The 25199-nt window shown below is 66.3% G+C and carries 24 protein-coding genes; 9 read left to right on the top strand and 15 right to left on the bottom strand.

Annotated elements, in window-relative coordinates; translation table 11 throughout:
* Nucleotides 1-51: 51 nt before the first annotated feature.
* Genes KF724_06570 through KF724_06560 form a run of 3 tightly spaced genes read right to left on the bottom strand, consistent with a single transcriptional unit; the run spans nucleotide 52 to nucleotide 3713 of the window.
* A complete protein-coding gene (locus tag KF724_06570; protein ID MBX3355344.1) occupies nucleotides 52-741 on the bottom strand; it encodes a hypothetical protein in 690 nt (229 codons plus the stop codon).
* Nucleotides 738-2399 (bottom strand): L-aspartate oxidase, encoded by a 1662-nt coding sequence (nadB, locus tag KF724_06565; protein MBX3355343.1) that lies wholly within the window; start codon nucleotides 2397-2399, stop codon nucleotides 738-740. The genes KF724_06570 and nadB overlap by 4 nt, the downstream gene beginning before the upstream one ends.
* Nucleotides 2400-2405: 6 nt before the next feature.
* Complete coding sequence (locus tag KF724_06560; GenBank protein ID MBX3355342.1) at nucleotides 2406-3713, bottom strand: PD40 domain-containing protein; 1308 nt, start codon at nucleotides 3711-3713, stop codon at nucleotides 2406-2408.
* A gap of 28 nt (nucleotides 3714-3741) precedes the next feature.
* On the opposite strand from KF724_06560, the gene KF724_06555 reads away from it, so the two are divergent.
* The gene (locus KF724_06555) at nucleotides 3742-4440 is read left to right on the top strand and encodes an RluA family pseudouridine synthase (GenBank protein ID MBX3355341.1); all 699 of its coding nucleotides are present in this window, start codon (nucleotides 3742-3744) and stop codon (nucleotides 4438-4440) included.
* Here the strand turns inward: KF724_06555 and shc are convergent.
* From shc to KF724_06540, 3 genes are all read right to left on the bottom strand, one after another.
* Complete coding sequence (gene shc, locus KF724_06550) at nucleotides 4389-6500, bottom strand: squalene--hopene cyclase (protein MBX3355340.1); 2112 nt, start codon at nucleotides 6498-6500, stop codon at nucleotides 4389-4391. The genes KF724_06555 and shc overlap by 52 nt on opposite strands.
* A gap of 55 nt (nucleotides 6501-6555) precedes the next feature.
* Complete coding sequence (locus KF724_06545; protein ID MBX3355339.1) at nucleotides 6556-7062, bottom strand: hypothetical protein; 507 nt, start codon at nucleotides 7060-7062, stop codon at nucleotides 6556-6558.
* Between the two features lie 415 nt (nucleotides 7063-7477).
* A complete protein-coding gene (locus KF724_06540; GenBank protein ID MBX3355338.1) occupies nucleotides 7478-8725 on the bottom strand; it encodes a Gfo/Idh/MocA family oxidoreductase in 1248 nt (415 codons plus the stop codon).
* Between the two features lie 44 nt (nucleotides 8726-8769).
* Here KF724_06540 and KF724_06535 point away from each other — a divergent pair, with 44 nt between their 5' ends.
* The 4 genes from KF724_06535 to KF724_06520 all read left to right on the top strand — a co-directional run bounded on the left by KF724_06535 (nucleotide 8770) and on the right by KF724_06520 (nucleotide 13475).
* The gene (locus KF724_06535; GenBank protein ID MBX3355337.1) at nucleotides 8770-9915 is read left to right on the top strand and encodes a hypothetical protein; all 1146 of its coding nucleotides are present in this window, start codon (nucleotides 8770-8772) and stop codon (nucleotides 9913-9915) included.
* A 73-nt stretch (nucleotides 9916-9988) separates the two neighbouring features.
* Complete coding sequence (locus KF724_06530; GenBank protein ID MBX3355336.1) at nucleotides 9989-10450, top strand: hypothetical protein; 462 nt, start codon at nucleotides 9989-9991, stop codon at nucleotides 10448-10450.
* Between the two features lie 69 nt (nucleotides 10451-10519).
* Nucleotides 10520-11092: a sigma-70 family RNA polymerase sigma factor gene (locus KF724_06525; GenBank protein MBX3355335.1), complete on the top strand. Its 573-nt coding sequence runs from the start codon at nucleotides 10520-10522 to the stop codon at nucleotides 11090-11092.
* The gene (locus KF724_06520) at nucleotides 11064-13475 is read left to right on the top strand and encodes a protein kinase (protein MBX3355334.1); all 2412 of its coding nucleotides are present in this window, start codon (nucleotides 11064-11066) and stop codon (nucleotides 13473-13475) included. The genes KF724_06525 and KF724_06520 overlap by 29 nt, the downstream gene beginning before the upstream one ends.
* A 35-nt stretch (nucleotides 13476-13510) precedes the next feature.
* Here KF724_06520 and KF724_06515 read toward each other — a convergent pair whose 3' ends face one another.
* Nucleotides 13511-14149, bottom strand: a complete 639-nt coding sequence (locus tag KF724_06515; protein ID MBX3355333.1) for an aminodeoxychorismate/anthranilate synthase component II — start codon at nucleotides 14147-14149, stop codon at nucleotides 13511-13513.
* A 10-nt stretch (nucleotides 14150-14159) separates the two neighbouring features.
* Nucleotides 14160-14957, bottom strand: coding sequence for a DUF1444 family protein (locus tag KF724_06510; protein ID MBX3355332.1), 798 nt, complete (start codon nucleotides 14955-14957; stop codon nucleotides 14160-14162).
* Between the two features lie 174 nt (nucleotides 14958-15131).
* On the opposite strand from KF724_06510, the gene kdsA reads away from it, so the two are divergent.
* The 3 genes from kdsA to KF724_06495 all read left to right on the top strand — a co-directional run bounded on the left by kdsA (nucleotide 15132) and on the right by KF724_06495 (nucleotide 17544).
* Entirely contained in the window at nucleotides 15132-15902 is a 771-nt protein-coding gene (kdsA, locus tag KF724_06505; protein ID MBX3355331.1) for a 3-deoxy-8-phosphooctulonate synthase, read from the top strand.
* A 62-nt stretch (nucleotides 15903-15964) separates the two neighbouring features.
* Entirely contained in the window at nucleotides 15965-16489 is a 525-nt protein-coding gene (locus KF724_06500) for a UvrB/UvrC motif-containing protein (GenBank protein ID MBX3355330.1), read from the top strand.
* Nucleotides 16486-17544 (top strand): ATP--guanido phosphotransferase, encoded by a 1059-nt coding sequence (locus KF724_06495; protein MBX3355329.1) that lies wholly within the window; start codon nucleotides 16486-16488, stop codon nucleotides 17542-17544. The genes KF724_06500 and KF724_06495 overlap by 4 nt, the downstream gene beginning before the upstream one ends.
* 79 nt (nucleotides 17545-17623) lie before the next feature.
* On the opposite strand, the gene KF724_06490 is transcribed toward KF724_06495, so the two are convergent.
* Nucleotides 17624-17920 (bottom strand): 4a-hydroxytetrahydrobiopterin dehydratase, encoded by a 297-nt coding sequence (locus KF724_06490; protein ID MBX3355328.1) that lies wholly within the window; start codon nucleotides 17918-17920, stop codon nucleotides 17624-17626.
* Nucleotides 17921-17939: 19 nt separating this feature from the next.
* Here KF724_06490 and KF724_06485 point away from each other — a divergent pair, with 19 nt between their 5' ends.
* A complete protein-coding gene (locus KF724_06485) occupies nucleotides 17940-18992 on the top strand; it encodes a hypothetical protein (GenBank protein ID MBX3355327.1) in 1053 nt (350 codons plus the stop codon).
* An 8-nt stretch (nucleotides 18993-19000) separates the two neighbouring features.
* Here the strand turns inward: KF724_06485 and KF724_06480 are convergent, their stop codons facing one another.
* The 6 genes from KF724_06480 to KF724_06455 form a co-directional block, all read right to left on the bottom strand.
* Nucleotides 19001-19609, bottom strand: coding sequence for a riboflavin synthase (locus tag KF724_06480; GenBank protein ID MBX3355326.1), 609 nt, complete (start codon nucleotides 19607-19609; stop codon nucleotides 19001-19003).
* 55 nt (nucleotides 19610-19664) lie between these two features.
* A complete protein-coding gene (locus tag KF724_06475) occupies nucleotides 19665-21155 on the bottom strand; it encodes a SpoIID/LytB domain-containing protein (protein MBX3355325.1) in 1491 nt (496 codons plus the stop codon).
* Nucleotides 21156-21176: 21 nt separating this feature from the next.
* A complete protein-coding gene (locus tag KF724_06470) occupies nucleotides 21177-22109 on the bottom strand; it encodes a tetratricopeptide repeat protein (GenBank protein ID MBX3355324.1) in 933 nt (310 codons plus the stop codon).
* 120 nt (nucleotides 22110-22229) lie between these two features.
* The gene (locus KF724_06465; protein MBX3355323.1) at nucleotides 22230-23648 is read right to left on the bottom strand and encodes an MATE family efflux transporter; all 1419 of its coding nucleotides are present in this window, start codon (nucleotides 23646-23648) and stop codon (nucleotides 22230-22232) included.
* The gene (locus KF724_06460) at nucleotides 23645-23980 is read right to left on the bottom strand and encodes a multidrug efflux SMR transporter (protein ID MBX3355322.1); all 336 of its coding nucleotides are present in this window, start codon (nucleotides 23978-23980) and stop codon (nucleotides 23645-23647) included. Before KF724_06460 ends, KF724_06465 begins: the two co-directional genes overlap by 4 nt.
* Before the next feature lie 26 nt (nucleotides 23981-24006).
* Nucleotides 24007-25176 (bottom strand): alpha/beta fold hydrolase, encoded by a 1170-nt coding sequence (locus tag KF724_06455; protein ID MBX3355321.1) that lies wholly within the window; start codon nucleotides 25174-25176, stop codon nucleotides 24007-24009.
* Between the last annotated feature and the right edge of the window lie 23 nt (nucleotides 25177-25199).

The raw sequence follows: 25199 nt of genomic DNA, 5'->3' as shown, positions 1-25199 counted from the left end.
CATCGACCACCCCGTCGAGGCGGCGGCCGCTGCCGCCGGAGCGATGCCGCGCTATTCGCGGATGCCGGTGAGCTTCATGCCGTCGGCGGTGTAGGCCATCTCGATGGCGCGGAAGCGGAACTGGCGCTCGAGTCTCGGCGAGAAGCGGGTGCGCAACTGGTTCGTGCCGTAGCGCTCAAGCACGACATCGCCTCCCAGCAGAGAGAAGCTCATGCGATTCACCATCGCCATGATGTCGCGCCGATGGGTGCGGCAGAAGTCGCGCCATGCCTGCACGCCGCCGCCTGAGGCCTCCCACTGCGCCCGCACGCCCGGCTCGAGCATGTGGACATAGAGCGCGTCGTACTCCTCGTTGCGCAGGCAGGTCATGATGTGCCCGAGCACCTGATCGGGAGTCCATGCCCGGAGGATCAGCGTGCCGTCGGGGAGTTCCTCACGCGGGAGAAGTTCCTTGATCCCCTCCTCCTTTTCGCGCTTCTCCCGCTCCTTGCGCTGCTCATCGGTCTCATCGAGAATCTCGATCTTCATCACCTGAAGGATCTTCGGTGCGCCATCGTCGTCGCGGCGACGGCTGCTGACGACGACTCGAGTGCCATCAGGCTTCACCCAGGTCTCATCAAGAGGTCGCCCCGATGCTTCGGCATAGAAGGAAGGCCGATGGATGTACTCCGTCCGCACGCAGCCCGACAGCGGCAGAACCGCGGTCGAAAGAAGAAGCAGGCTGCACGCGGCGCGAATCACCGGGGAGAGGATACCGCAGCCGTCAAGCGGCCCACCGGCGCCGAGAGCGGCTCCGCCCTGTCGATCGACCAGAGGCGATGGACGGCTCCGGAGGGCTCGCCCTCGGGAAAATCGAGGCGAGCGTGGGTGCCGCGGCTCTCCTCGCGAGCGAGCGCCGCCCTGGTCATCACCGAACCGATCATGAGCAGGTTCTGCGTCTCCCACCCCGATGGATCGTTGAAGACCGCCCGCAGGCCATATCGGGTCCAGAAGCGGAACATGTCCTTCACATCGCGGAGATGCGCTCCATCGCGCCGCACGCCGACATGACGCCACATGGCGCTGCGCAAGCTCTGGCGAATGTCGCCGAGGTCGAGATCGGCGCGATCCGTCGAAGGGACCACGCACTCGAAGTCGCGCGGAACAGGTCGCTCCGTCGAGAGGCCGAGCATCGCCTCAGCGGCACGGCGTCCGAAGACGAGACCCTCGAGAAGGCTGTTGCTCGCGAGGCGGTTGGCGCCGTGAACACCCGTGCAGGCCACCTCACCTGCGGCGAAGAGACCGAGCCGCGAGGTGAGACCGTGCTCATCGGTCACCACGCCACCAATGAGATAGTGCGCCGCGGGCGACACCGGAATGAGATCACGGCCGCCATCGAGTGAGAACTCTTCGAGCATCCGCGCCAGCCCCGGAAAACGGCGACGGAAGCCGTCGGTGCCCATGTGCCGCGCGTCGAGGAAGACATGCGAGTCGTGGCGAGCGGAGAGGTGTTCGACGATCGCACGCGAGACTATGTCGCGCGGCGCAAGCTCCGCCATCGGGTGACGCCCCTCCATGAACCGCACGCCCTCTCGATCGACCAAGCGCGCACCCTCGCCGCGCACCGCCTCGGTGATCAATGCCCGGTGGGCGCCCGCGACATAGAGCGTCGTCGGATGAAACTGCATGAACTCGAGGTCAGCAAGCTCGGCGCCGGCGCGCCACGCCATGGCAAGTCCATCGCCCGTCGCCACTCTCGGATTGGTCGTCTCGCGATAGACCTGACCCGCCCCGCCGGAGGCGAGCAGTGTCGCCCCCGCGCGGATGAGCTGAAGCCCATGCTTCGGGTGCCAGGTCAGCGCGCCCGTGACGCCACGCGCTTCATCGACCACGAGGTCGACGGCAAAGCAGCGCTCGAAGATGCGAAGCTGCGGGGTCCTTCGCGCCACAGCAAGCAGCGTGCGGGCGAGCTCGTGCCCGGTCGCATCGCCATCACTGTGCACGATCCGCTTGCGGCGATGCCCGCCCTCAAGCCCGAGCTCGAGCGCTCCCGACGCGGTGCGATCGAGCTGCATGCCCCATTCGAGGAGTCGCTCGACCTCCGCCGGCCCCTCGGTCACGAGGATGCGCACCGGCCCCGGCTCGCAGAGCCCCGCCCCCGCTTCAAGCGTGTCACCCTCGTGACTCTCCAGCGAATCATCCGAGTCGAGCACCGCCGCGATGCCCCCCTGCGCCCACGCCGTGTTCGAGAGCTCGAGCGACTCCTTCGCCAGCACGATGACCTCGCGCTGCCGCGCCACTTCAATGGCCGCGCGCAGGCCTGCAACGCCCGATCCGATCACCAGGACATCGGTGAAGATCGACGGCAGCCGTGCGCTGCGGTAGGGAATGAGATGGCGACGCTCGCGAACGGACGACATGGTCGCCTAGCGCGCGGCCCCGCCGTTGGCCGGCGCGGCTTCACCCCCGACGCGCCCTACGCCCGGATCGGAAGTTCGCGGTTCAAGCGGCATCACGAAGTCGGCGATCCACACCTGGCTTGAGCGATCGTCGTGGCGCTGACTCGTCCACATCATGATCGCTCCGGTGGAATCGAAGACGGGCAACACATCGGCGCCGTCGGCAAAGGTGATTCGTCGAGGATTGGTGCCGTAGCGACGCTGCGGCGGCACCGCGCCATCGTCACTTCTGGCATCGACGACGAAGATCTCGTAGTTTCGGTGCCCCACGGTGCTCGAGGCGTAGACCAGGTGTTCGCCTGCCGGGTGCCAGTAGGGGCACCAGTTCACATCGCTGTTGGCCGTGACGGCGTACTCGGTCGTCGCGCCGATCACGCGACCTTCCGCATCGCGCTCGAGGTCGGCCACATACAACTGAAGTTGGTTGTTCCCGCGGCGATCGCTGCGGTAGCAGATCCGGTCTCCGGTCGGCGAGAAGAAGGGCCCGCCGTCATAGCCCGGGGCCATCACGAGCGGAGTGATCGAGCCGCTCTCGAGGTCCTTCACGAAGAGGTCACCTTCGTTGGTCTCAAGCGAGCAGAAGAGAAGCGTGCGACCGTCGTTGGAGATGGAGCCTTCGGCTACATAGGCGCGCCCGTCGCCGGCCAGCAGGCGCAGAAGGTTCGTGGGAATGTCGCTCGGGTCACCGGGCTTGGCTTCGGCGGCGAGCGGCACGAGAGGCAACTCGGAGAGTTTCGCCTCCACGATCCGCATCTCGGGCGGGAAGCTCCAGCGATAGCGGCTGGTTCCGCGCTGAAAGCCGGGAGGATCAGAAGCGGTCGGCGGCCCGATGGTCGTGGCAAAGAGAATGCGATCGGGGTCGATCGGGTGGAACCAGCCGCAGGTGTTCGCGCTGCCCGTCGGGCTCACGCGCCGGATGTTCTCGAGTTGCCAGCGCGGTGCCCCGTCCGACTCCGCAGCAGTGATGAGATCGGCGACGAACATCGCGTAGAACTCATCGGGTTCACGCTCGTCGGTCGGCTGTTCCACCGCCTGGAAGATGATCCTGCGGCCATCGGGCGAGAAGTAACTCTCACCCGCCTTCACGAAGCGGTCGCGGAAGGTGAGCTGGGTCTGGTTCGTCAGGATGCCCGCCTCGGCACTGCGCCAGTCGATGGGCGGCGAGGCGCTCTCCGAAGATGGGCGCGCCCCTTGCGCCATCACACTGGTGGTCGCGACGAGCGCGAGGAGGATCGGCACGGGTCGCCCGAGAACGCGGAGAGCAGGGCTTTGCATGGAGCGAACAGTCTAGGCTCACGGCCCTGTGACGGCACCCTCGACCGCTGGCGATGGCTACACGCTCCTCCATGCCGATCAGGCACTCATCGTGCTCGACAAGGCAGCGGGGCTCTTGAGCGTGCCCGGCATCGGTCCCGAGAAGGCCGATTGCCTCGTCGCGCGCGCCGCTCAGCGCTATCCCGGCGCTCGCATCGTGCATCGACTCGATCGGGACACCTCAGGGGTCATCGTTCTCGCGCTCGACGCGGAGACGCATCGAGCGCTGAGCATGCAGTTCCAGGAGCGACGAACTTCCAAGCGCTACGAGGCGATTGTCGCGGGCTCTCCCGAGGGTGACTCGGGCGAAGTCGACCTTCCCATTCGCAAGAATCTCGATGACCCACCGCGGCAGATGGTCTGTCACACGCATGGCCGTCCGAGCCTCACGCGCTGGCGTGTGCTCGAGCGTTTGACCAGTTTGCCGGCGCTCGCGACTCCCGGCGCGTCAGAGCTTCCCGCGTCACGATCCGGCGCTCGGCTCGAACTCGAACCGATCACCGGACGGGGCCATCAGCTTCGCCTGCACCTGCTCTGGATCGGCTTGCCGATCGTCGGCGACGATCTCTATGCGCCGGCGGAACTCCGACCACCCGGCCTTCGCATGCTGCTTCATGCGCGCGAGCTGGCGTTCAATCACCCCGTCACGGGTGAGCGCGTCTCGTTCACGGCGTCGACCCCCTTCTGACTGCGTCCGCGCACTCCGCGCGCGAGCGCCATCAGCGGGAAGTAGAGGCGATAGAGGTGGTAGCGCAGATAGAAGACCCGCGGGAAGCCGGTGCCGGTGAACTCGAGTTCGCACCAGCTTCCGGGCGGGTCGCCATCGGGATTCGCGCCGCGATCCGCCGCCTGCTCGGGCGTCAGTTGAGTGCGAGCGAGCCACTCGAGCGCTCGACGAAGATCGGGGTCATCGGGTCCGTAGATCTCCTGAAGCACCATCGCGGCCCATGCCGTCTGGCTCGCCGTGCTCGGGCCCTGCCCCTTGAGCGAGGCATCCTCGTAGGAGTTGGCGCTCTCACCGAAACTGCCATCGGGCTTCTGCACACTCTTGATCCAGCGGCCGGCGCGAGCGATCCACTCTTCATGGCGAGAGACGCCGCAGCGGATCGGACCGATCACCGACTGCCAGGTGCCGTAGATGTAGTTCACTCCCCAGCGACCGAACCAGCACCCATCGCGCTCCTGATGCGAGCGGATGTAGTTGATCGCGCGCGCCACCGCCGGATGATCGAGGCGATAGCCATGCCAGGAGAGACACTCGAGCACGCGGCCGGTGATGTCCGGGCAGCTCGGATCCTGAATCGCGTTGTGATCGGCGAAGGGGACATACTCATAGATGCGCCGATCGCGCGTCTTGTCGAAGGCTGCCCAGCCGCCATCATCATTCTGCATGGCGAGGATCCAGCGAACTCCCCGCTCCGCCGCGGCCTTGCCTTCCGGATGCTCGCTGCGACGCAGCGCCATCGCCACCATGGCCGTGTCATCGACATCGGGGTACCAGGCGTTTCGGTACTCGAACCACCACCCCGACGGCTCGACTCCCGCCGGAAGGTTCGCCGCCCAGTCACCTCGATGTCTGCACTCGCGGCCCACGAGCCACTCCGCGGCGCGTCGGACCGATGCATCGCCCACACTCAGCCCGGCGTCGGCGAGCGCATAGAGCGCAATGCCCGTGTCCCACACAGGGCTGAAGCAGGGCTGAAGGCGAATCCGATCGCCCTCCTCGATCATGAAGGCGTCGAGTTCGAGTTCGGCGCGGCGCCAGATGGGGTTGGAACGATCCCAGCCGAGCGCCTTGAAGACGATCTGCGCATAGACCATCGGCGGGAAGATGGCCCCGAGGCCTTCCGTCGGCGCCGGCGCATCCTGCCCCATGCGGGCGAGAATCCACTTGAGAGATCGAGCGATCGCGCGGCCTCGCAGAGGTGATCCGCCGAGACCATGCAGAGCCTTGAGTGTTGCATCGATGACGCCGAAGAAGCGGCGCCAGCGAAGCGGCACATCGCTTCGCATCAGGAGGCGATGACGATCGCGAAGATTCAGGTAGAGCTCGTCGATCGAGAGCTCCGTAGGCAGACGACGCGTCGGCCGCAGCGTGACCACGAGCGCGAGCGGCAGGATCATGGTCCTGCTCCAAGCGCTCATCTTGTCCATGTGGAAGTAGAACCACTTTGGCAGATAGACGAGTTCGGGCGGAATCGCCGGCACCGCGTTCCACGAGATCTGCCCCAGGCAAGCCAGATAGAACTTGGAGAAGGAGTTACATCGTTCCGCGCCGCCCATCCGGAGGACGATCTCCCGAGCGCTCCGCATGTGCGGCGCCTCGGGGTCATCGCCATAGAGCTTCAGCACGAAGTACGCCTTGACGGTCGCGGAGAGGTCAACGCCCGATCCCGGATACTGGCCCCACCCGCCGTCGGGGCGCTGCTGTGCCCGGAGTTGGTTGACGATGCGAAGCAGTGTTGAGGCGGGGCGACCATCGGCCAGAGGCTGGCGCTCCTGCCCCAGAATCCACTTCATCAGGATGTACTCGCTCTGGAGAATCGAGTCACCCTGGAGTTCAGCGCACCAGTGGCCATCCTCGCGCTGAAGCGAGCGAAGCGCGCCGATGGCCCGTTCAAGAGCCGCTGCGATCGCATCGCCGGGCCCCGCAGAGGCGGTTCCGGTTGCTGGTTCGCCCCTGTGGAATGTGCCGCTCGGCCCGGTGCGGTCGGTCGACGACTCGGCCGCCGATGGCGTCCCGGTCACGGGTGGCACCGCGGCCGATGCGCCGTGTCGCTCGGCCGCAGTGCCGGGAGTTCGATCAGTGAGACTGGTGTCGCTCGGAGACAAGGCCCCGAAGTGTACGGGAGACATGCTCACCGCGGATGGTGGTGGCATGGGCCTTGACCTTGAAGATGTGAGCCTCGCGCCGTTGCGAGAAGGGCTCTCCATAGCGGAAGCGTCCGAACCATCCCTTGCGATAGGGGCAATAGACATCCATCGCTTCACCGGACTCATGCTCCACCGAGATGCAGATGGCGTGGGTCTTGCGAGCCCGATCGCGCGACGGTGTAGTCACGCTCATGCAGATGGCGACCGCGCGAACCTGACCGAGCGCCGCCTTGCTGCGGAACTCCTCCTCGAAGGCCTTGACCGCTCCCTTGGGGTCTCGCGTGCGTTCGCCGTGACCATGGGTGCATCGCGTGATGACCTCGCCATCGGGGAGCATCTCCGCGCCCATCGGAGGCATGGCTCGTTCGCGCGCGAGCACGCACTTCGCCGCCGGCATGAGCGCATGGACCAGGTGATCGATGTCACGGTGCGACATGACCACCTCCGTTCCACTTCGGGTTTGAACGACAGGACCCACGATCGGGCATGACGCCCTCCTTCCTGTTCGACCTCCAGAGACTATCGGCGCAGATCCCCGCCTGTCCATGAAATCTCCCGTTCCAGCCGCGAAGTTCCAAAGTTGAGAGAGCCCCGCCTTGTGGGCGACATGGCTGAGCTGTTCGAGGAACGCACGCTGTTGTGATCGCGCCATCGGGCTGCCGCGCCGGCTCGTGACTTGTTGCACGAACTTACTCGAGCGATGTCGTGCCGACTGCTGCGCGACATGGCGCTGATCCATCGAGGTGCGGCGTTGACCGCGGCGAGGTCTGGCGTCGAGCCCAACTCGGCGCCGTCCCGCGCGGCGAAGCGCGCCCGACGGTGGACACCTCGATCCGCATAGTCACGATGGCTCAACGAATCGCCGAGAGCTTCACCGAGCGTCCGCTTCGAGCGGAGCGAATGGCCGCCTCGAGAACGCACTGGGTCATCCAGCCATCCTCGAAATCGGGCAGTGGAACCACCGGCTCACCGCCCCCGAGCACCCGAACGATGTCCGCCGCCATGCTCACGAAGCCGTGCTCATAGCCGATGAGGTGCGCCGCAGGCCAATAGGCCGAGGCATAGGGATGGTCCCCCGCATTCGTGCACATGATGCGGCTCCAACCCCGCAGCTTCGAGGGAAGCGTGTCATTCCACCAGAGCAATTCGTTCATCCGCTCGAAATCGAATCGCAGGGCGCCCCTCTCGCCGTTCACCTCGATCTCGTTGCGGTTCTGGTTCCCGGTCGCGAAGCGCGTCGCCTCGAAGGAGGCGACTGCTCCACCACGCAGACGGGCAAGGAAGAGCACCGCGTCGTCCACTTGGTGCCTTCTGTCGAAGGTGTGTTCAATCGCGCCGGTCACCTCGACCACCTCGAGCCCAGTGATGAAGCGGGCCATATCGACAATGTGCGCGTTCAGATCGCCGTGCGCACCGGATCCGGCTTCATCGCGTCGGAAGCGCCAGAGACCGGCTGGCGCCCCGCGTCCCCAATCCTGGAGATAGTGCGCCCGGACATGGCGAATCTCACCGAGGCGCCCTTCACGAACCAGTTGGTGCGCCAGCGCCACTGCCGGGCATCGACGATAGTTGAACCAGACGAAGGTGCGGACGCCCCGCTTCGCCGCCTTGCGCGCCTCGTCGCGCATGCGACGCGCGTCGTCGAGCGTTCCCGCGAGCGGCTTCTCGCATGCGACATGACGCCCCGAGCGAAGAGCCGCGATGGCCATTTCCGCATGGAGGTGATTGGGCGTCGCGACATCGACGAGGGACACCTCGGAATCGTTGAGTGCATCGCGCCACTCACCGCTTCCCTCCGCCCACCCCCACCGCGCCGCGAATCGTTTCGCGTGGGCTCGATCGCGCCCCGCCACAAGCTGCATCGACACAGCTCGTGGAAGGTCGAAGAACCGAGCACACTGTGACCAGGCGTTGGAGTGCGCCCGCCCCATGAATCGACTTCCGATCAGCGCCACACCAAGGGTCGGACCTCGGTTCATTCGGGCTCGCTCTCGCACGGTGCCCAGTGGCGTTTCGGGAACGGCCAACTTCGCGGCGGACTTCGAGCGTCGGGATGGCGAGGAAGTTCGAGGGGCGCGGCGTCCGTTCGTTCGTGGCATGATGGGGCCGTATGCTATCGACCCCGAATCTCATGGAGCCTCGCATGCCCAGTGTTGAAGAGCGACTTGATCGACTGGAAGCGTCCCTTCGTCTCTCGGAGCGCCGTGCCGCGCGGTGGCGCGCGGCGGCCCTTGGCGTCATCGGCGCAGGCACCGTCGCGGCGCTCGGCGCGATGACGATGCCGAGCGCATTCATCATGGATGTCGTCCGAACGACCCGCCTTGAGATCATCGGCGCCGAGGGCAAGCCCGTCCTCGTGGCGACCGCAGCGCCGAGCGGCGGACAGATCGACCTCTGGAGTCGTTCCGGCGCGAACACGATGCGCCTCGGCGCCAGTGACTTCGGCGGTGACCTCGTCCTCTGGAACGAGAAGGGCGAGCAGGCCGTGAGCGCCTATGCGACGGCCGATGGCGGACGCTTCGAGTCATTCTGGGCCGATGGCAAGCCGGGCTTCCTCGCCGGCGTGTCACGCGAACATGGCGCGGCCGTGAGCATCGTCAATGCGGCGGGCCGCGAGGTGCTTTATGCCGGCAGCAACAAGGTCAGCGCGGGGCTCCTTCGAGTGGCCGATCGCGACGGCGCGCCCTCGGCGGCGATCGTCGCGGCGCCCGGTGGCGGCGTCTTTGAGGCCTTCGCGTCCGGTGGTCCGCCCGTCGCATTGATCGGCGCCGGAGACCGCGGTCAGGCTGGCATGATCCAGATCAGCGTCGCCGATTCGCAGCGGAGTAGCGTTTCGCAACTTCAGGCCCCGCCAAGCGTGGGCGGAAGCGCGGCGCCGACCGGCGCTGCGCCGGCTCAATCACCATCGGCACCCGTGTCGCGGCCCATCTTCGAAGTGGACGCCCGAGTCGATGGCAGCGGCCGCGCGATGATCGGTGCCGGCGGTGACGCGACCATCATTCTCGAAGCGGGCCCGCAGCACACCGGGCTTCTCTCCTTCTTCTCCGCGGGCACACGCGTGGCGGCGCTCGGATCGGGCAGCGCTGGCGGCCAGGTGAATCTCTTCTCCCTCGATGGCCGCCCCGCCCTCGTGATGGGTGCCGCCGCTGATGGTCAGGGTGGTGCGATCACGGTGCGCGGCGGTGACGGCAACTCGGTGGTCCGAGCGAGCGTCGATCCGCGCGGCGATGGCGAGGTGGCGATCTACTCAGCCAACGGCCAGCGGAAGCGCGTTCTCACCAGCGAATGAGGCGCGCCGAGCGCCTCCACGGTCCCCGGACCTCATCAACTTCTCATCATCTGACAGTTCCACGACACCCGACATGAACGCGCCGATCAACTCCTCGTCATCCGTCACGAATGCTCCCCGCGACAGCGCTATCGATGACCTCGCCCGGGTCAGGGTCGACTCTGCCTCCGATGAATTGGTTGTCCTCTCCGTTCCGGGCAGCGAATATCGATTGCATTTGAAGCCGGGGGCGCCGCTGGCTGCCTTTCCCGGTGAACCCGGTCGTCGTGTCGAGGGTGTCATCAATGGGCGCGCCCTTCGCATGCACCGGGCCAGCGCAGGCGGCGCGTTCATCGAGCCCATCGAGGGACACCCCCGAATCGTCCAAGGTCGCGTGCTCGCCGGTGACCTCGAGCGCAACCGTCTGCTCGTCCGCGCCGCGGTGCCGATCTGGTTCGATCTCTGCGAGGGCCAGTTGGCCAGCGACTTTCAGACCGGCGATCTCGTCAATTTTTACGCCGAAAGTGGCACGACCTTCACGCCTCGGCAGGCTTGAACTCGAGGTCGGGCCGGTAGCATGGGAGAATCCGGGGAGGGCCGCCGGGGTCGGAGGGAGGTTCTGGCGGTGTCCCGCAAGTGCGCAGCGCAAGACGAGTCGATCGACGATCTCCTCACCAAGTTGGGGAGTGAGATCCGAGCGCTCTCAGAGTCGTTCTTCAAGGGCGAGCCGAGAGACCACACCCTTCAGCCCACCGCGCTGATCCACGAGGTCTGGATCAGGCTGGTGCAGTCGGAGCAGTTCCGTTTTCAGTCCAAGGGTGCCTTTCTGGCCTATGTCGCGACGGCCATGAGGAACATTTTGGTTGACCATGCACGCCATCGCCGGGCGGAGCGACGGGGGCGCGACTGGGTTCGATGCGAGCTCAATCTCGACGGCCTGGTGGTTTTCGACGCCTCCTCGGACGCCGTTTCCCGTGGCTACTCCCTGGTCGAGCTGGACGAGGAACTGAAGATTCTGGAATCGACCGATCCCGTTTCCGCCCAGGCCTTCGTTTTGCGCTTTCTCGGGGGGATGACCCATGACCAGATCGGCGATCGACTGGGCCTGAGCGGGCGTCGGATTCAGGACTATGTCGAGGCGGCCCGGCTCTGGCTCAGGACCCGCTTGAATGGACGCGCACGCGTGCAACTCCGTTGACTACATCCGCGTTCGGGACGCCTTTCTCCGCGCCCGTGCCGGCGATCGCTCTCAGCGCGAAACTCTCCTGAGCGAACTGGAGTCTGCCGAACCGGAGGTGGCCAGCGCGGTGCGTTCCATGCTTGCGCTCGCTGATGAAGAGAGCGAGCACCACCCATCGCCCGATGGTGCTCCGGGAGAGGCGTCACTCGCCGGACTGGTGACCGAGGCCTTGGGGAGTGAACGCAGCGGCGTCGCCAGTCACCATGGCGACGCATCCGTCGGGGCATGGCCCGAAGTTGACGATCGCTATCGGATCATCCGGCGGATCTCTCGCGGCAGTTCCACAGAGGTCTTCCTCGCCGAGCAGCTTCAACCCGTGCGCAGGGTGGTGGCCATCAAGTGTTTCGCCGACGCATGGCTGGAAGCGGAGAGTGATCGCTCATCCGGCTCACCCCATGATCCATCCCGCGCGTCCGTGGCGCTTCGCCTGCATCAGCGTCGCTTCGAACAGGAAGCGAGGGTTCTGGCCATGCTCGATCACCCGGGCATTGCGAGGATCACCGACGCAGGTGTCACGCGAGATGGTCGCCGCTTCCTGGCCATGGAGTTCATCGAGGGAATGCCCATCGATCGCGCATGCGAAGTGCTCCACCTCGATGCCCGCGCCCGCATTGAGAAGATCCTCGATGTGTGCGGAGCGGTTGAACACGCGCACGGACGGGGAGTCATCCACCGAGATCTGAAGCCAAGCAATGTGCTTCTCTCGATGCCCGACGGGAAGGTGAAGGTCATCGACTTCGGCATCGCGCGCCTGTTGGAGCGCGAGCCTGGCTCGGAGACTCGGCTGACCCTGGAGGGACAGGTCTTCGGCACGCTGGCGTACATGAGCCCGGAGCAGCTTGCCGGGCAATCGGCCGGAGTTCGAAGTGATGTCTACGCCCTCGGAGTGATCCTTCACGAGGTGCTCACCGGGCGCAGACTCGCCATTGGTCGCCAGTTGATGCAGGGCCGCCGATCGGACCATGTTGACCTCTCAAGCGGCGTCGCGGCGCACCTTCGTCGGCAGCGCGACCTCGAAGCGATCATCGACTGTGCGGCGGCGCCGCTTGAAGCCGATCGCTACCCCTCCGCCGCGGCGCTCGCCGACGATCTCCGGCGACTGCTCGACGATCGGCCGATCGTGGCGCGCCCCGCTCGTCTTCCGGAACGACTGCTACTCTCGGCGCGGCGAGCGCCGGTGACGGCGGTTCTTATCCTCATTGCGGTGCTCGCCTCGATGTCGGCCGTGGCCGCGGTGGTGATCTCACGAGATAGTCTCTCGCGCCAGATTGAGAGCCAGCGCGACGAGATTGCGCTGATCCTTGATGGGGTCATCGATGCACTCCACCCCGTCATTGGGACCAGCGCCGCGCGGAGGTCCCTGGCCGAGTCGCTTCTTGTGCGGACGGAAGCGCTGCTTCGAATCGATCCCGAGGACCTGCAACTCCGCATGGCGCGGGCTCGTCTCATCGAAGAACTGGGCAATGTGGCGATGGAGTCCGCGGACCTCGACCGTGCCCGGACCCTGAGAGCGCAGGCGCTCCATGAGTTCACCATCATGGCTCGGGAGCGCCCCGGCCATCCAGCGCTTCGGCGACGCGAGGCGCAGGCGATCGTACTTATGGGCGATGTGGTCCACGAGGAGGGACGCATTGACGAGGCGTTTGTTCAGTACGAGGCGGCGCTCAATCTCCTTCGAGTGCTCCATAAGGCACACCCTGAAGATGTGGGCATCCTTGACGACCTGACCTGGGCCCTCGATCGAGTCTGGCCAACTCCGAAGGTCCGGGCCGACCCAGAGGTGGCTCTCACCAGCATGCATGAGAGACTGAGAATCGCCGAAGAGCTCGTCGAACGAACTCCGGATCGATCGCTCTCCCACTACACGCTCCTCGAAGGACATCGCCGAATCGCCATGACCATGAGCGACCTCGGCAGGCACGCCGACGCGACACGGCACTTCGATCAAGCGATCGCGGTGGGTACCGCTCTCGTCGCCCGCGAGCCGAGGCGATTCCACTATCGAGCGCAGCTTGGACACACGCTGTACCTCGCGGCAAGAGGCTCCATCGCCACGAACGATCTCGACGCGGCGTGGCAACACCTGCTGGCTGCCGATCGTGTCAGCGCCTCACTACTGGCCATGGAGCCCGATCGGATCGAAGCGATCGTCCTTCGCTTGTCCGAACGCAAGGATCGGGCGATTTGGCACCGGAACCGCGGCGAGACCGAGGCCTATCGAGCGTGTCGCATGGAGATCGGCGAACTTAGCCGCCAACTCGAGCAACTTCAGGGCGGTCCCACCGAGGCCACACGCGACTTGAGGCGGACCGGCTGGCTCGATGGCGAGGACGCTCCTTGACTCACCACCATCGCCGATCGGCGCGGCACCGGGGGTCAGACCGCGGAGCTCGCGTCGCGCCGCTTCGAGTGAGACTCATCGCGCTGCACCGCCGACTTGAGGAAGTTCTCGAGCAGCCTCGGACCATCGTGGGTGAGGTAGCTCTCAGGGTGAAACTGCACACCGTCGAGGGGCGCGCTCGGATTCTTCGATCCGCGCCATCGCAGGCCCATCACCTCGTCCTCCTCCGTCCACGCGGAGACCTCGAAGTCCGGTGTCACCGTCGCCCGATCGACGATCAGCGAGTGATATCTCGTCGCCTGAAAGGGATTGGGCACTCCTTCAAAGATCCCGCGCCCGTCGTGCCGGATCATGGAGGTCTTGCCATGCACCGCGCGGCTGTTCCGGCGGACCGTCATGCCGTGGCATGCGCCGATCGCCTGATGGCCGAGGCACACCCCGAGGATCGGAATCACCCCTCGAAAGGCCTCGATCAACTCGGGAGAGATGCCCGACTCGCGCGGCGTGCACGGTCCCGGTGAGATCACGAGGTGCGACGGAGCCAATGCTCTCGCCTCGGCCAGCGTGATCGCGTCGTTGCGAACGACCTTCACCTCAATCTCGGGTCGAAGCACCAGAAAGGCATGCGCCAGGTTGAAGGTGAAGGAGTCGTAGTTGTCGATCAGGAGCAGCACGGCGGAGAGCCTACGCTGCTTCGGCCGCGGTCCCCGCCACGCCGTCGCGCGTCACCAGGAAGAGGTTGCTCGTGATCGGATATGGAAGCCGACGATAGTCCCGTTCCACCCGCTCCTGGAGCCGATTCACGAACTCCGCGGGGTCGCAGGTGAGCGCAAGGAACATGTCCCGCGCCGGCGTGGCGACATAGAAGTCGCCCTTGAGCTCTGGTGCCAGTCGCGAGTGCAGGCGGCTGAGCAGCAGCCGCGCGGCGTCGTACCCATCCTGCATGGAGACGAGCGCGGCCCGACCACCCTCGGTCGAATCGACCATCTGCACGCGCAGCTCCGGCGAGTAGCGAGCAAGGTTCTCCCGCGCCACTTCCTCAAGTTCTTCGGGCTGGACGCCCCAGCGGATCATCTGTTCCGTCGTGACGCTCACGGTCACATGAGGCAGGTCGATGACGAAGACGATCACCGTTCCATTCACGAACGGCACATGGGCGACGAGCTGGCGGTCCATCTGGGAGAAGATCGACTCCGGCTGAATGCGCGGCATGATGCGATGCCTCGCCACGGCGAACGGCATCGGAATCGACCCGAGCGCATCACCTTCCAGCAGGCGATCGAAGTAGTGCTCCACGATGTCAACCGCTCGATCAGGGTCCTGTCGGCACATGCGGAAGAGATTCTCGAGGCCGAGACTCCGCCCATCGACATGAAGCGAAAGCGGGCCGCTCAGCTCCGACTTGCGGTCGGGCCAATTGCGGCGAAAGAGCTTGTGGACGAACTCTCCGAACGCTTCCGGTCCCATGAACGGAACGCTCATGCGCGCCTCCTTCCGGCGCCGGTAGGGCGCCGCCCGACTCCATTGTCGGATACAAAACGGGTCAAGTCCTGTCCTCTCGACCGATCTCAGCCTGACACGATCGCGCCAGACGCCATGTCCGAAACCTCCTACGCAGCTCCACTGCTCGCGTTTTTCGAACGCCCGGCTTCATCGATGCTTGTCATCGCCGGCCCCTGCGCTCTGGAGGATGACGCCATCAACCGCCGGATTGGTGTCACGATCCGAGACACCTGTCGGGAACTCGGACTTCCCTATTGCTTCAAGGCGAGCTTCGACAAGGCCAACCGGAGCAGTCTTTCGAGCCCACGAGGTCCGGGAGCCTCAAAGGGCCTTGATCGTCTGCGCCGACTGCGCGACGAACTCGGCGTTCCGGTGACGACGGACATCCACGAACCGCAACAGGCCGCGGCCGCGGCGTCGGCCGTCGACATGCTCCAGATTCCCGCGTTCCTCTGCCGGCAGACGGATCTGCTGCTCGCCGCCGCCGACACCGGCAAACCCGTGAATGTCAAGAAGGGGCAGTTCATGGCACCCCTCGAGATGCGAGGCGTGCTCGGCAAACTGCGCGAAGGGGGCTGCCGCCATGTGATGCTTACTGAGCGCGGGACCTTCTTCGGCTATCACCGGCTGGTGAACGATTTCATCGGCCTGGGAGATCTGCGCGATCTGGGCGCTCCAGTCTGTTTCGATGTCTCCCACTCGACCCAGCTCCCCGGAGCGAGCGGCGCCGTCACCGGGGGCCGCCCCGATCGGGCGCCACTGCTGGCCCGCGCCGCGGTGGCCGCCGGGGTCGACGCGATCTTCCTCGAGTGCCATCCGGACCCATCCACCGCCTTGAGCGACGGCCCCACCGCCCTGCCGCTCGATGCCGTTCCCGGCCTGCTTCGGACGCTCGTGGCCATCCGCAAGGCCTCCGCCTCCTGACCGCTCCACTCCCGCGGTCCCATGCGTCACCACGCTGCGAGGCGAATAGAATCGGCTCTCCGATGAAGAAGTGTGACCACTGCGACAAACCTGCGGTCGTCCACGAAGTGGTCATCAGAAACGGCAAGACCAGCGAGGTCCACCTCTGCGCCGAGCATGCGCAGGCCCATGGCTTTGAGATTCCCCCGCTGCCGGTGACGACGCTGCTCTCGAAGATCGTCGAACAGCATGGAGAGGTTCGGCGCGGCAAGGGAACGGGAACCTGCCCGGGGTGCGGGCTGACCGTGCTTGAGTTCCGCCAGAGCGGCATCCTCGGCTGCCCCTCCTGTTACGACGCATTTCAACCTGACCTCGGCACGCTCATCGCCCGCGCGCAGGCGGGCGCGACCCACCATGTCGGCCGCGCACCGAGCGGTTCTCCCGGTCGGGTCGAGCGCGGACTTCAGCGAGCCCGGTTGCTCCAGGAGTTGCAGGCAGCGGTTGCCGCCGAGCAGTACGAGCGCGCTGCGCGACTGCGTGATCGCCTGCATGCGCTCGATGAAGGCGGCTCGAAAGAGGGCGATGACTGCGCGGAGGCGAAGGCATGAGGCTCCGCGCCGACGGCCCCTCCGGCAGCCCCGGCGCTGCTGGACCTGATGCCGATGTCGTCGTCTCAAGTCGCATCCGGCTGGCGCGGAACTTGGCGGGAGTTCCATTCGTCACCCGGGCGAGCGATCCTCAGCGGAGCGAGGTCGTTGAGTCGGTGCGCCGCGCCTCCAAGTCTGCGTTGCCGGATGGCGCGATGGAGTGGCTGCCCATGGAGAAGGCATCCACCCATCGACGGCAGTTGCTCGTGGAGCAGCACCTCATCAGCAAGAACTTCGCGGAGGTCGACTTTCCGCGGGCCGTCGCGCTCGGTTGCGAGGGCGAACTCTCGGTGATGGTCAACGAGGAAGATCACCTTCGCATTCAGGCGCTGCGGCCAGGCCTCGACCTTGAGCGGGCGATGACCGAGGCCCATCGCTTCGACGAAGCGCTCGGTCAGACACTGGACTACGCGTTCAGCCCGCGTTGGGGCTACCTGACGGCGTGCCCCACCAATGTGGGTTGCGGCATTCGCGTCTCCGTGATGGTCCACCTGCCCTCCCTCAAACTCACCGGCGAGTTGGAGCGGGTCAAGCGCGCGGCGAAGGACCTGAACCTCGCCGTCCGCGGCTTCTACGGCGAAGGCACCGACGCGATTGGCAGCTTCTTCCAGATTTCCAACCAGGTGACGCTCGGAGTTCGGGAGGAAGATCTCCTCGAGGAGTTCGCCCAGCGAATCGTTCCGCAGATCGTTGCCTATGAGCGCGAAGCGAGGGCAATGCTGCTTGAGCGTTCGCGTCTGGTCGCCGAGGACAAGGTCCACCGTGCAGCGGCGACGCTTCAGGCGGCCCGCCTGCTTACGGCGGATGAGTCGCTCAAGCTGCTCTCAAGCCTCAGGCTCGGTGTCGCGGCGGGGCTGGTCGGCGGCCTGCCGCTTGATCGGCTCAGCATGCTGCTCGTGCAGACGCAGCCGGCCCACCTCGTCGCGTCGGAGCCCGCGGCTCATGATGAGCAGGCGGCAAAGGCGATTCGCGCGTCGCTCCTTCGACAGGCCCTGCGGGACATCACCCTGCATTGAGGCGTGGTGCAGCGCGGCACGACGCGCGTCGGCCTCGCGCGGGCGCGACCCGTGTTCCCGACGCACGGGTCGGACTTGATCACTTCGACTTGTGAGACGCGCCGAGCTTGTCCGCGACCCCGGCGAAGTCCATGTCCTTCTCGGTGATGCCACCGGCGTCGTGGGTCGAGAGGGTCAGCGTGACCTTGTTCCAACGGACCAGGATGTCCGGGTGGTGCTGGAGACGCTCCGCCTCCTGGGCCACGGCGTTCACGAACTGCATGGCCGCCGCGAAGTCTTTCAGCAGGTAGGTCCGCTGGATCGAGTCACCCGACTGGGTCCATTTGGCAAGCTGGTCGAGGGCGGTGTCCACCTGCTCCTGGCTGAGGCGTGTCATTGGCGGGCATGATATCCGCGTGAGGACTTCGGCTACCCCCCCATGCTCCAGGCTGGCACCAAGCCCGACCGGCGCCCTTCACCTCGGAAACGCCTCGACTTTCATGGTCAATTGGGCCTTGGCTCGGGCCTCGGGGTGGCGTTTGCTGCTTCGCATCGAGGACCTCGACGCCCCCCGCGTGAAGCTTGGAGCCGAGGAGGAGATCCGACGCTCCCTCGGATGGCTCGGGATCGAGTGGGACTCGGAGTCCGAACGGCAGTCCACTCGAGGGGCCCGATACGAAGACGCGATGCGAAACCTCTCGGCACGCGGCTTGGTCTTTGAAAGCCCGCACTCCCGTGCCGAGGTCCGCGCACATGTCAGCGCAGAGGCTCGCGAAGCGGTGCGCGAAGAGGTGAGCGCAAAGGTCCGCGCCGAGAGCGCGGCAACGGCACCTGCCTCCCCCGCGAGCGCCCCGCACGGCGACGGTGCCACACTCTGCTTCCCCCGTGCGCTCCGACCTGCCCTCGGTCCGAAGTGGCGCTTCGAGGCGCGGACCATCAACCATCGCTTCCGAATGGACGATGCGCTCGTCGAGGTGCATGACGAGGTCATGGGGCGCCATGCCTTCCCGCTTGCCGATGACCCGGGCGATCCGATCGTCTGGAGCAAGGCGGGCGTTGCGGCCTATCAACTCGCCGTCGTCGTTGACGATGCCGCTGGCGGCGTGACCGATGTCGTTCGCGGTGAAGATCTCCTCCAGTCGGCGGCCATTCAGAGCGTGCTCGCCAAAGCGCTTGGATTCTTGCCGCCGAGATGGTGGCATCTCCCGCTGGTGCTCGATGACGAGGGCCGGCGCCTGAGCAAGCGCGACGGCGATCTCTCTCTCGCCGCCCTGCGGGAACTGGGGTGTCCGCCCGAGCGCATCGTCGGTCTCATCGCCTTCTGGGTCGGCGTGATCGATGCACTCGAGCCAATGTCCGCGAAGGAGCTGCCAACGCGCCTGAACCCCGAGCATCTCAAGGCGTGGTCGCGCCGCGACCGCCCGCGAGTCGATGCATCCGTGCGGCGCTGGCTCGAAGGGGCACGCTGACGATGGGGTCAGCCTGACGCTCGGCGACCGAGGCGGTGTCGCACCGCGGCGTCGACCATCTTGGCGATCGAGTCCGCTTCGAGATTGCAGAGGGAGCCTTCGCGCAGCACGCCGAGCGTGGTGCGTGCGAGGGTTTCGGGGATCAGGCAGACCTCGAAGTCGCTTCCATTCACCGCGGCGATTGTCAGGGAGACGCCGTCGACGGCGATGCTCCCGCGCGGCATGAGGAAGGGCGCCACTTCGGCCGGGGCGACAATGGTGAGACGCCACTCGCCGCTTCGACTGAGCGCGCGCACGCGCCCCGTCGCATCGACATGCCCGTGGACCAAGTGCCCGCCGAGCAGCGTCGATGGCGTCGCCGAGCGCTCGAGGTTCACGCGACGCCCCACCTGCCAGCCGCCCAGCGTGGTGCGAGAGAGAGTCTGAGGAATGACATCGAACTCAAGGGTTCCCGCTCCCGACGAGGCCAGGGTGAGACAGCAGCCGTTCACGGCGATCGACTCGCCTGCCTTCGGATCCGGGGGCCACGCACCGCCCTCGATGGAGAGCCGCCGTGACTCTGGACCATCGACGAGCGCTGTCACCGTCCCCATCTGCTCAATGATGCCCGTGAACATGGCCTCCCTGACTCCTTCGTGCGGCTCAATGAGTGACGCGTGAGGCCGCGACCGATCACCAGCAGCGGCTCGGCACCGCTTCCGGATAGTAGAGAAGCAGGATGTCGCGCCAGGAGCGCCCCGCTCGTGCCATCGCCTCGGCACCGAACTGGCACATGCCGACACCATGACCGTGACCGCGACCTGCGACGAGCACCATCTCTCCTTCCAGCGCGACTTCGACATTGCTCGACTTCAGCGTTCGCCGCGGCGCGGCATCGCCCGAGGTGGAGCGGGATGGATCGGCTGGCGCGCCGTTGATGGCGAACCTGAAGGTCTCGGCTGGAATCTCGACGCGCGTGCCGCGGCTGTCGATGACCGTGATCGCCTGGGTTCGCCCCGCAGCATTCACGCCAGAAACGAAGATCTGCGAGAGGCCCCGGATCGAGCCGAGATCCGCGCGACCCGCCTCGGCGCCCCATGCCGAGAGGCGGCGCGCCACCTCCGCTGCGGGCAGGCGCTCAGTCCAGGTCCAAGTGGGCGACTGACGGCAGCAGTTCGGCCGTCGACCCGCCGGCTGCCGCCCCAGGGCCAGCGGAGGAATGTCATGATTCGGATTTCGTGTGATGGTTTCGAAGGCGTCGGCCGCGTGACCGCCGCAGCAACTCGAGTAGTAGGCAGGAACGACTCGACCGTCATAGACGAGCAGCATGCCGCGCGTGTCCGAGACGGCGCGCGTCGCCGTCGGATTGTCAGTTTCACCAATCCACGCCTGACTCGCCTCGCCAGCGACCATGTCGAAGTGGCGGCGCCGCGCCCAATGCGCCGCCTCGACGACGGCGTAACTTCGCGCCGCAATGGCCTGAGCGCGATAGGTCTCGAGGCCCCAGTTTCGATAGAGCTCCTTCGCGATGACGCCGGGCAGATAGCGCTCCATCTCGACCAGCACCACCAGATCCAAGCCCTGGCCATCACTGCGGGGGTGAAGGCGCATCACGCCGGGCCAGCGCTGACCTGCATACGAGATCGGCACGGTGGTCTGGATCGAGCCCCCTCGCGCCGTGGTCACGCCGCGCACCTGGAGCGGCCGCTGATGATCAATGCGCCGCTCGCGGTGGAGCGCCCCCGAGCCCTCGCGCAGAATCCAGCCGCGACCATCGTGGCGAACAACGAGGGGCGCCGAGACCTGCTCCATCGATGCGGGGGAGGCGTCGATCTCTCCGACCAGGAAGTCACCGCCGGGCACACTCAACTCCGCGGCCTGCCCGCGCAGCGCTGCCACGCGAATGCGCACCATGGGCTCGCTCGATGGTGGTAGAGGCCGCTCCTCCGGAAGCTCTGGGATCGCCGACATCATTACCTCGGCTTCGCCCGGGCGCCTGCGAAGATCGACCGCTTCATCAAGCGGCGATGCCGGCCGGTCGGGCCGTCGCACCGACGAAGAGTCATTGCCGGACTGACAACCCGCCGGTCCGATCCACGCGGTGATGACCACCAGCAGCGCGAGCGCACCGACACCCGCCACAAAGAGGCGATGTCCGCGTGCAGCTTGAATGGCGCCCTTCATGAGAGCACTATCGGCTCAGGACTACTCGAGGCTCCGCAACTGGAGACCGCTCTCCTGGAGTCGCGCCTTGATCTCCTCCAGGCTCGTCTGCCCGAAGTTCTTGATGCCCATGAGTTCCGCCTCGGTGCGGCTGGCGAGGTCCCCGAGGGTCTGGACATTCAGGAGTTGCAGCGCCTTGCGGGCCCGGACGCTCAGCTCAAGGCTGCCGACAGGCCGATTGAGCACAGTGTCCGGCACGGTTCCCTTGAGCGTCTCGGCCACCTCGCGACGGATGCGGGCGTAGTGGCCCGAATCGAGAGCCTGACCCAGTCGGAGTCCCTTGGACGCAAGCATGCTGCGAATCTCGACCAGCGAGGTCTCGCCGAAGTTCTTGTAGGAGAGCAGCTCCGCCTCGGTGATGCGAAGGAGGTCGCCGATCGTCCGGATCTGCATCTTCTTGAGGCAATTGCGGCTGCGCACGGAAAGCTCGAAGTCGCCGATCGCCGTATCGAGGATGGCGTTCTGCTTCGCCGCGTCGCGCGCCAGATCCTCGTCGTAGTACATCGTCTTGCTGGCCTGCACATCGCGGATGAAGAGGCGGGCACGCGGATGATTGGGGTCGGTGTCGAGCACCTTGCGCAGCAGGCGCTCGGCTCGTGCGAAGTCGCCCCGGTCTTCAAGGAGGATGGCGAGATTGACGAGCGCGTTGATCGGCGGCTCGGGAAGCGTGGCGATCTCCTCGTAGGTGCGCAGCGCCTCGTCGTCGAAGCCCAGGAGGTCCGCGACGAAGGCGAGGCGGAAGAGATGCGCGGGCGAACGGTTCTTCTCAACCGCAAGCCGGAACTCCTCGATCGCATCCCAGCGCTGGCCATCGCCCTCGAGCGTGAGACCACGCTCAAAGTGCTCGGCCGCCGCTCGCGGGTCCGCTGCAACCGCCTTCGTTCCGATGACCGTGTCAAGACCGTGCTGACTCATGCGTGCTCCTGGGTTCGCCATGGCGGCGGTCATCGTGGGTCGAGGCGCCCGCGCGGGACCTGCCGAACTCGAATCGGGAGAGGATAGCGACTGCCCCCGGAGTGGCTCAACCGAGCGGCCTTACGCGGAAGCCACGGGCTTGACCAACCGGCGGCTCATCCAGCGGCCCCGTTCAAACCGTACCCCCATCCAGATCCCGAGCGCGATGATGTACGCGGCGGCGGCGATCCACGGTCCAAGGCTCTCGAGCCCTGGTGCAAAGTGGACGAACGCCCACCCCAACCCGACGATGAGAACCCAGCTCAGCACGAGTGTGGCGATGCCCGGAATCAGGGTGTCGCCCGCGCCGCGCAGACCTCCGCTGTAGACGATGCCGACGGCGTCGAAGACCTGGAAGACCGCCGCGCAGATCATGAGCTTGCTGCCGATCGAGATGATGCGCTCGCTCTCATCGGGCGAGGTGCCGGGCCCTGACGCGAAGATGGCGAGAAGCGGCTCGCGCAGCACGACCATCAGCAGCGCGCAGATCCCCATGTAGATCGTGGCCATGATGGTGGCCGTTCGCGCACGCTTGAGCGCAAGATCAGGGCGCCCTTCGCCGATTGATCGACCGACGAGACTTGTCGCGGCGACGCTGAATCCGACCGCGGGCATGAACGAGAGGTGCATGTAGCGCAGGACGGCCCATCCCGCGGTCTGGTGAATGGAGCCGAAACTCCCCACAAGGATGGTCATGAACGCCGCCCAGCAGAGAATCTCGTTGCCGAACTGGATCGAGGCGGGCGATCCGACGCGCAGGAGGTCGATGAACTCGCGGCGTGGGAATCGCCACGCGCGGCGCGTGCCGTAGCGCTCATTCATCGAGCGACCGAGGAAGAGGCACAGCGGAATCATCACCTCGACCAGTACGCCCAGCAGCGTTCCGAGCGCGGCGCCGGCAACCCCGAGCGCTGGCACTCCGGGCACACCGGGCAGTCCCCACTCGGGAAGCCCGCGCTCGCCGAAGATGAGCACATAGTTCGCGAGACCGTTCGCGATGTTGCCGACGATCGCCGCAACCGTGATGACTCGGGGCCGCTGGAGTCCGAAGAAGGTGTTGCTCAGCGACTTCGAGGTCAGCGTAATGAGCGCACCGAAGGCGAGAATCTGGCCGTAGATCGTCTCGAGCCTGACCAGTTCCGGCTCATGGGGCAGCGCTCCGAAGATGAACGGCAGCGCCACGCCCCATGGCACCATCACGAGCGCCCAGGTGATGGCCGCCATCCAAAGTCCCGCCCACGCGTAGCGGGCGACAGCGTCGCGCCGCCCCGCGCCCAAGCTCTGGGCAATGAAGGCGTTGACCAGCGAGAGCGTGCCGAAGAGGAACGCAAGCGGCGCGAAGCTCCACACGCCGCCGCTGCCCTGCGCCGCGAGCGCCAGGGGACTCACCTGCGCCACCATCAGCGCATCAACGAACTGCATCAGCGTGTAGCTGAGCATCGTGATGACAGTGGGCCACGCCTGGGCCCACACCTCGCGCACGAACCGCGGCTGCTTCATGAGGCTCCAGCTTCGGCGGTGCTGGTGAGCTTCAGGCCCACGATCGCAGCGATCAGCGCGCTCAGGCAGAGGATGCGAACGAAGGTGACCGGCTCCTTGAAGAGCACGATGCCCATGAGCGCCGCACCGAAGGCGCCAATTCCAACCCAGACGCCATAGGCCGTCCCCAGCGGCAGCGAGCGCTGCGCCATGGCAAGCAGCACCATGCTGATCGCCAAGAGGATGACGGTGACCAGCGTCACGAACGGACGCGTGAACCCCTCGGAGTACTTCATCGAAACCGCCCAGCCCACTTCAAAGAGACCTGCCACCACCAGCAGGCCCCACGCCATGGGCACACTTGGCGGAGCGCCGAAGATCACGGCTGCACCTCACCCTCGGCCGGTGTCTCTCGCAGGGTGAAACGCTCGGGGAGCTTGATCGACCAGACCTTCACGCGCGGCTGGACCTCGGGGGTGGGCTGCTCAGTTTCCGCATCATCGGAGTCGGCCTCGCGTGCGGCGGCGCGCGACCAAGCGGCAATCGCCGCCTCGGCGGGCGGGTCGAAGCAGGCATCGAACCACTCGATCGATGCCTTCTGGACCCGACCTCCGATGTCGACGAATGTCCCGAAGTGTCCAGTCGCCGGGATCGTGACGACGCGCGAGCGGTCCGGCGCCGCAGCGTGCAGGCGTTCGGCGTTCTCAGGCGGAACGATCGCATCCCAGTCCCCGTGAATGAGCAGCACCGGAGCGCGAATGCGGCGCATGCTCTCCTCGGCGCTGGCCTGCTCCGCGTGGTAGCCACCAGCGTGCGCCGCAACCCAGGCGAATCCGCGCAACTCCGCATCGGAGTAGAACCACGGCAGCACCGGCACCGTGGCGCGAATGGCCGTGGGCACCGCATCGAGCATCTCGGCGAAGGCCCCGACCGTGACGACCGCGCGGACCCTCGGATCGATCGCCGCGTATTGGATGGCCGTGGCCCCGCCGTAAGAGACACCCCACACTCCGAGCGGCGGAACGAGAAGCCCCAGTCGCTCAAGCGCATTGGCGACCGACACGAGATCACTGCGCTCGAGCACGCCGAAGCCGCGCACGGCACCGGTCGACTCGGCGTAGCCCCGCAGCCCGATGAGCACCGCGCGGTAGCCGTGCCGGGCAAAGGCACGCGCACGCTCACGCACCCAGAATGGGCCGTCGGTCACCCCGTGAAGAATGAAGATCGTCCCCCGCGGGCTCGCTCCCCCCGCGGCATCGAACGCAGAGTCCCGCGAGGCGCCGGGCCACACGGGGTCGTGGCCCTCCGGCGCCGGGTCGATGATCCACACGCCGATCGACGCCTCGGGCTCATCGACATTCACGCGCAGGAAGTGATCGGCCCGCATCGACCGACGGCACTGTTCGTCACGCTCGTGCGAGACCTCGATCGTCTCTCCGGCGTTCGGCGGAAAGGCGATCAGCGAAATGAAGAAGCTCTCACAGCCCGTCATGACGAGCAGTGGCCAAGTCAGCATGAAGAGCGCTGCAATTCGCCCGGGGCGTCGCATGGCGGGAGAGGATACGGGGGCGC

This window comes from Phycisphaeraceae bacterium, from assembly GCA_019636735.1.
Lineage (GTDB): Bacteria > Planctomycetota > Phycisphaerae > Phycisphaerales > SM1A02 > VGXK01.
Note: the sequence above shows the minus strand (reverse complement) of the source record. Positions and strands in the feature narration are given on the sequence as shown.

Coding starts and splice junctions, on each gene's coding strand:
- KF724_06495 (MBX3355329.1), top strand. CDS start 16,486: ATGAGGCTCCGCGCCGACGGCCCCTCCGGCAGCCCCGGCGCTGCTGGA.
- KF724_06520 (MBX3355334.1), top strand. CDS start 11,064: ATGGACGCGCACGCGTGCAACTCCGTTGACTACATCCGCGTTCGGGAC.
- KF724_06480 (MBX3355326.1), bottom strand. CDS start 19,609: ATGTTCACGGGCATCATTGAGCAGATGGGGACGGTGACAGCGCTCGTC.
- KF724_06500 (MBX3355330.1), top strand. CDS start 15,965: ATGAAGAAGTGTGACCACTGCGACAAACCTGCGGTCGTCCACGAAGTG.
- KF724_06540 (MBX3355338.1), bottom strand. CDS start 8,725: ATGCCACGAACGAACGGACGCCGCGCCCCTCGAACTTCCTCGCCATCC.
- KF724_06510 (MBX3355332.1), bottom strand. CDS start 14,957: ATGAGCGTTCCGTTCATGGGACCGGAAGCGTTCGGAGAGTTCGTCCAC.
- KF724_06475 (MBX3355325.1), bottom strand. CDS start 21,155: ATGAAGGGCGCCATTCAAGCTGCACGCGGACATCGCCTCTTTGTGGCG.
- KF724_06535 (MBX3355337.1), top strand. CDS start 8,770: ATGCCCAGTGTTGAAGAGCGACTTGATCGACTGGAAGCGTCCCTTCGT.
- nadB (MBX3355343.1), bottom strand. CDS start 2,399: ATGTCGTCCGTTCGCGAGCGTCGCCATCTCATTCCCTACCGCAGCGCA.
- KF724_06530 (MBX3355336.1), top strand. CDS start 9,989: ATGAACGCGCCGATCAACTCCTCGTCATCCGTCACGAATGCTCCCCGC.
- KF724_06560 (MBX3355342.1), bottom strand. CDS start 3,713: ATGCAAAGCCCTGCTCTCCGCGTTCTCGGGCGACCCGTGCCGATCCTC.
- KF724_06545 (MBX3355339.1), bottom strand. CDS start 7,062: ATGTCGCACCGTGACATCGATCACCTGGTCCATGCGCTCATGCCGGCG.
- KF724_06470 (MBX3355324.1), bottom strand. CDS start 22,109: ATGAGTCAGCACGGTCTTGACACGGTCATCGGAACGAAGGCGGTTGCA.
- KF724_06460 (MBX3355322.1), bottom strand. CDS start 23,980: ATGGCGTGGGGCCTGCTGGTGGTGGCAGGTCTCTTTGAAGTGGGCTGG.
- KF724_06490 (MBX3355328.1), bottom strand. CDS start 17,920: ATGACACGCCTCAGCCAGGAGCAGGTGGACACCGCCCTCGACCAGCTT.
- KF724_06465 (MBX3355323.1), bottom strand. CDS start 23,648: ATGAAGCAGCCGCGGTTCGTGCGCGAGGTGTGGGCCCAGGCGTGGCCC.
- kdsA (MBX3355331.1), top strand. CDS start 15,132: ATGCTTGTCATCGCCGGCCCCTGCGCTCTGGAGGATGACGCCATCAAC.
- KF724_06455 (MBX3355321.1), bottom strand. CDS start 25,176: ATGCGACGCCCCGGGCGAATTGCAGCGCTCTTCATGCTGACTTGGCCA.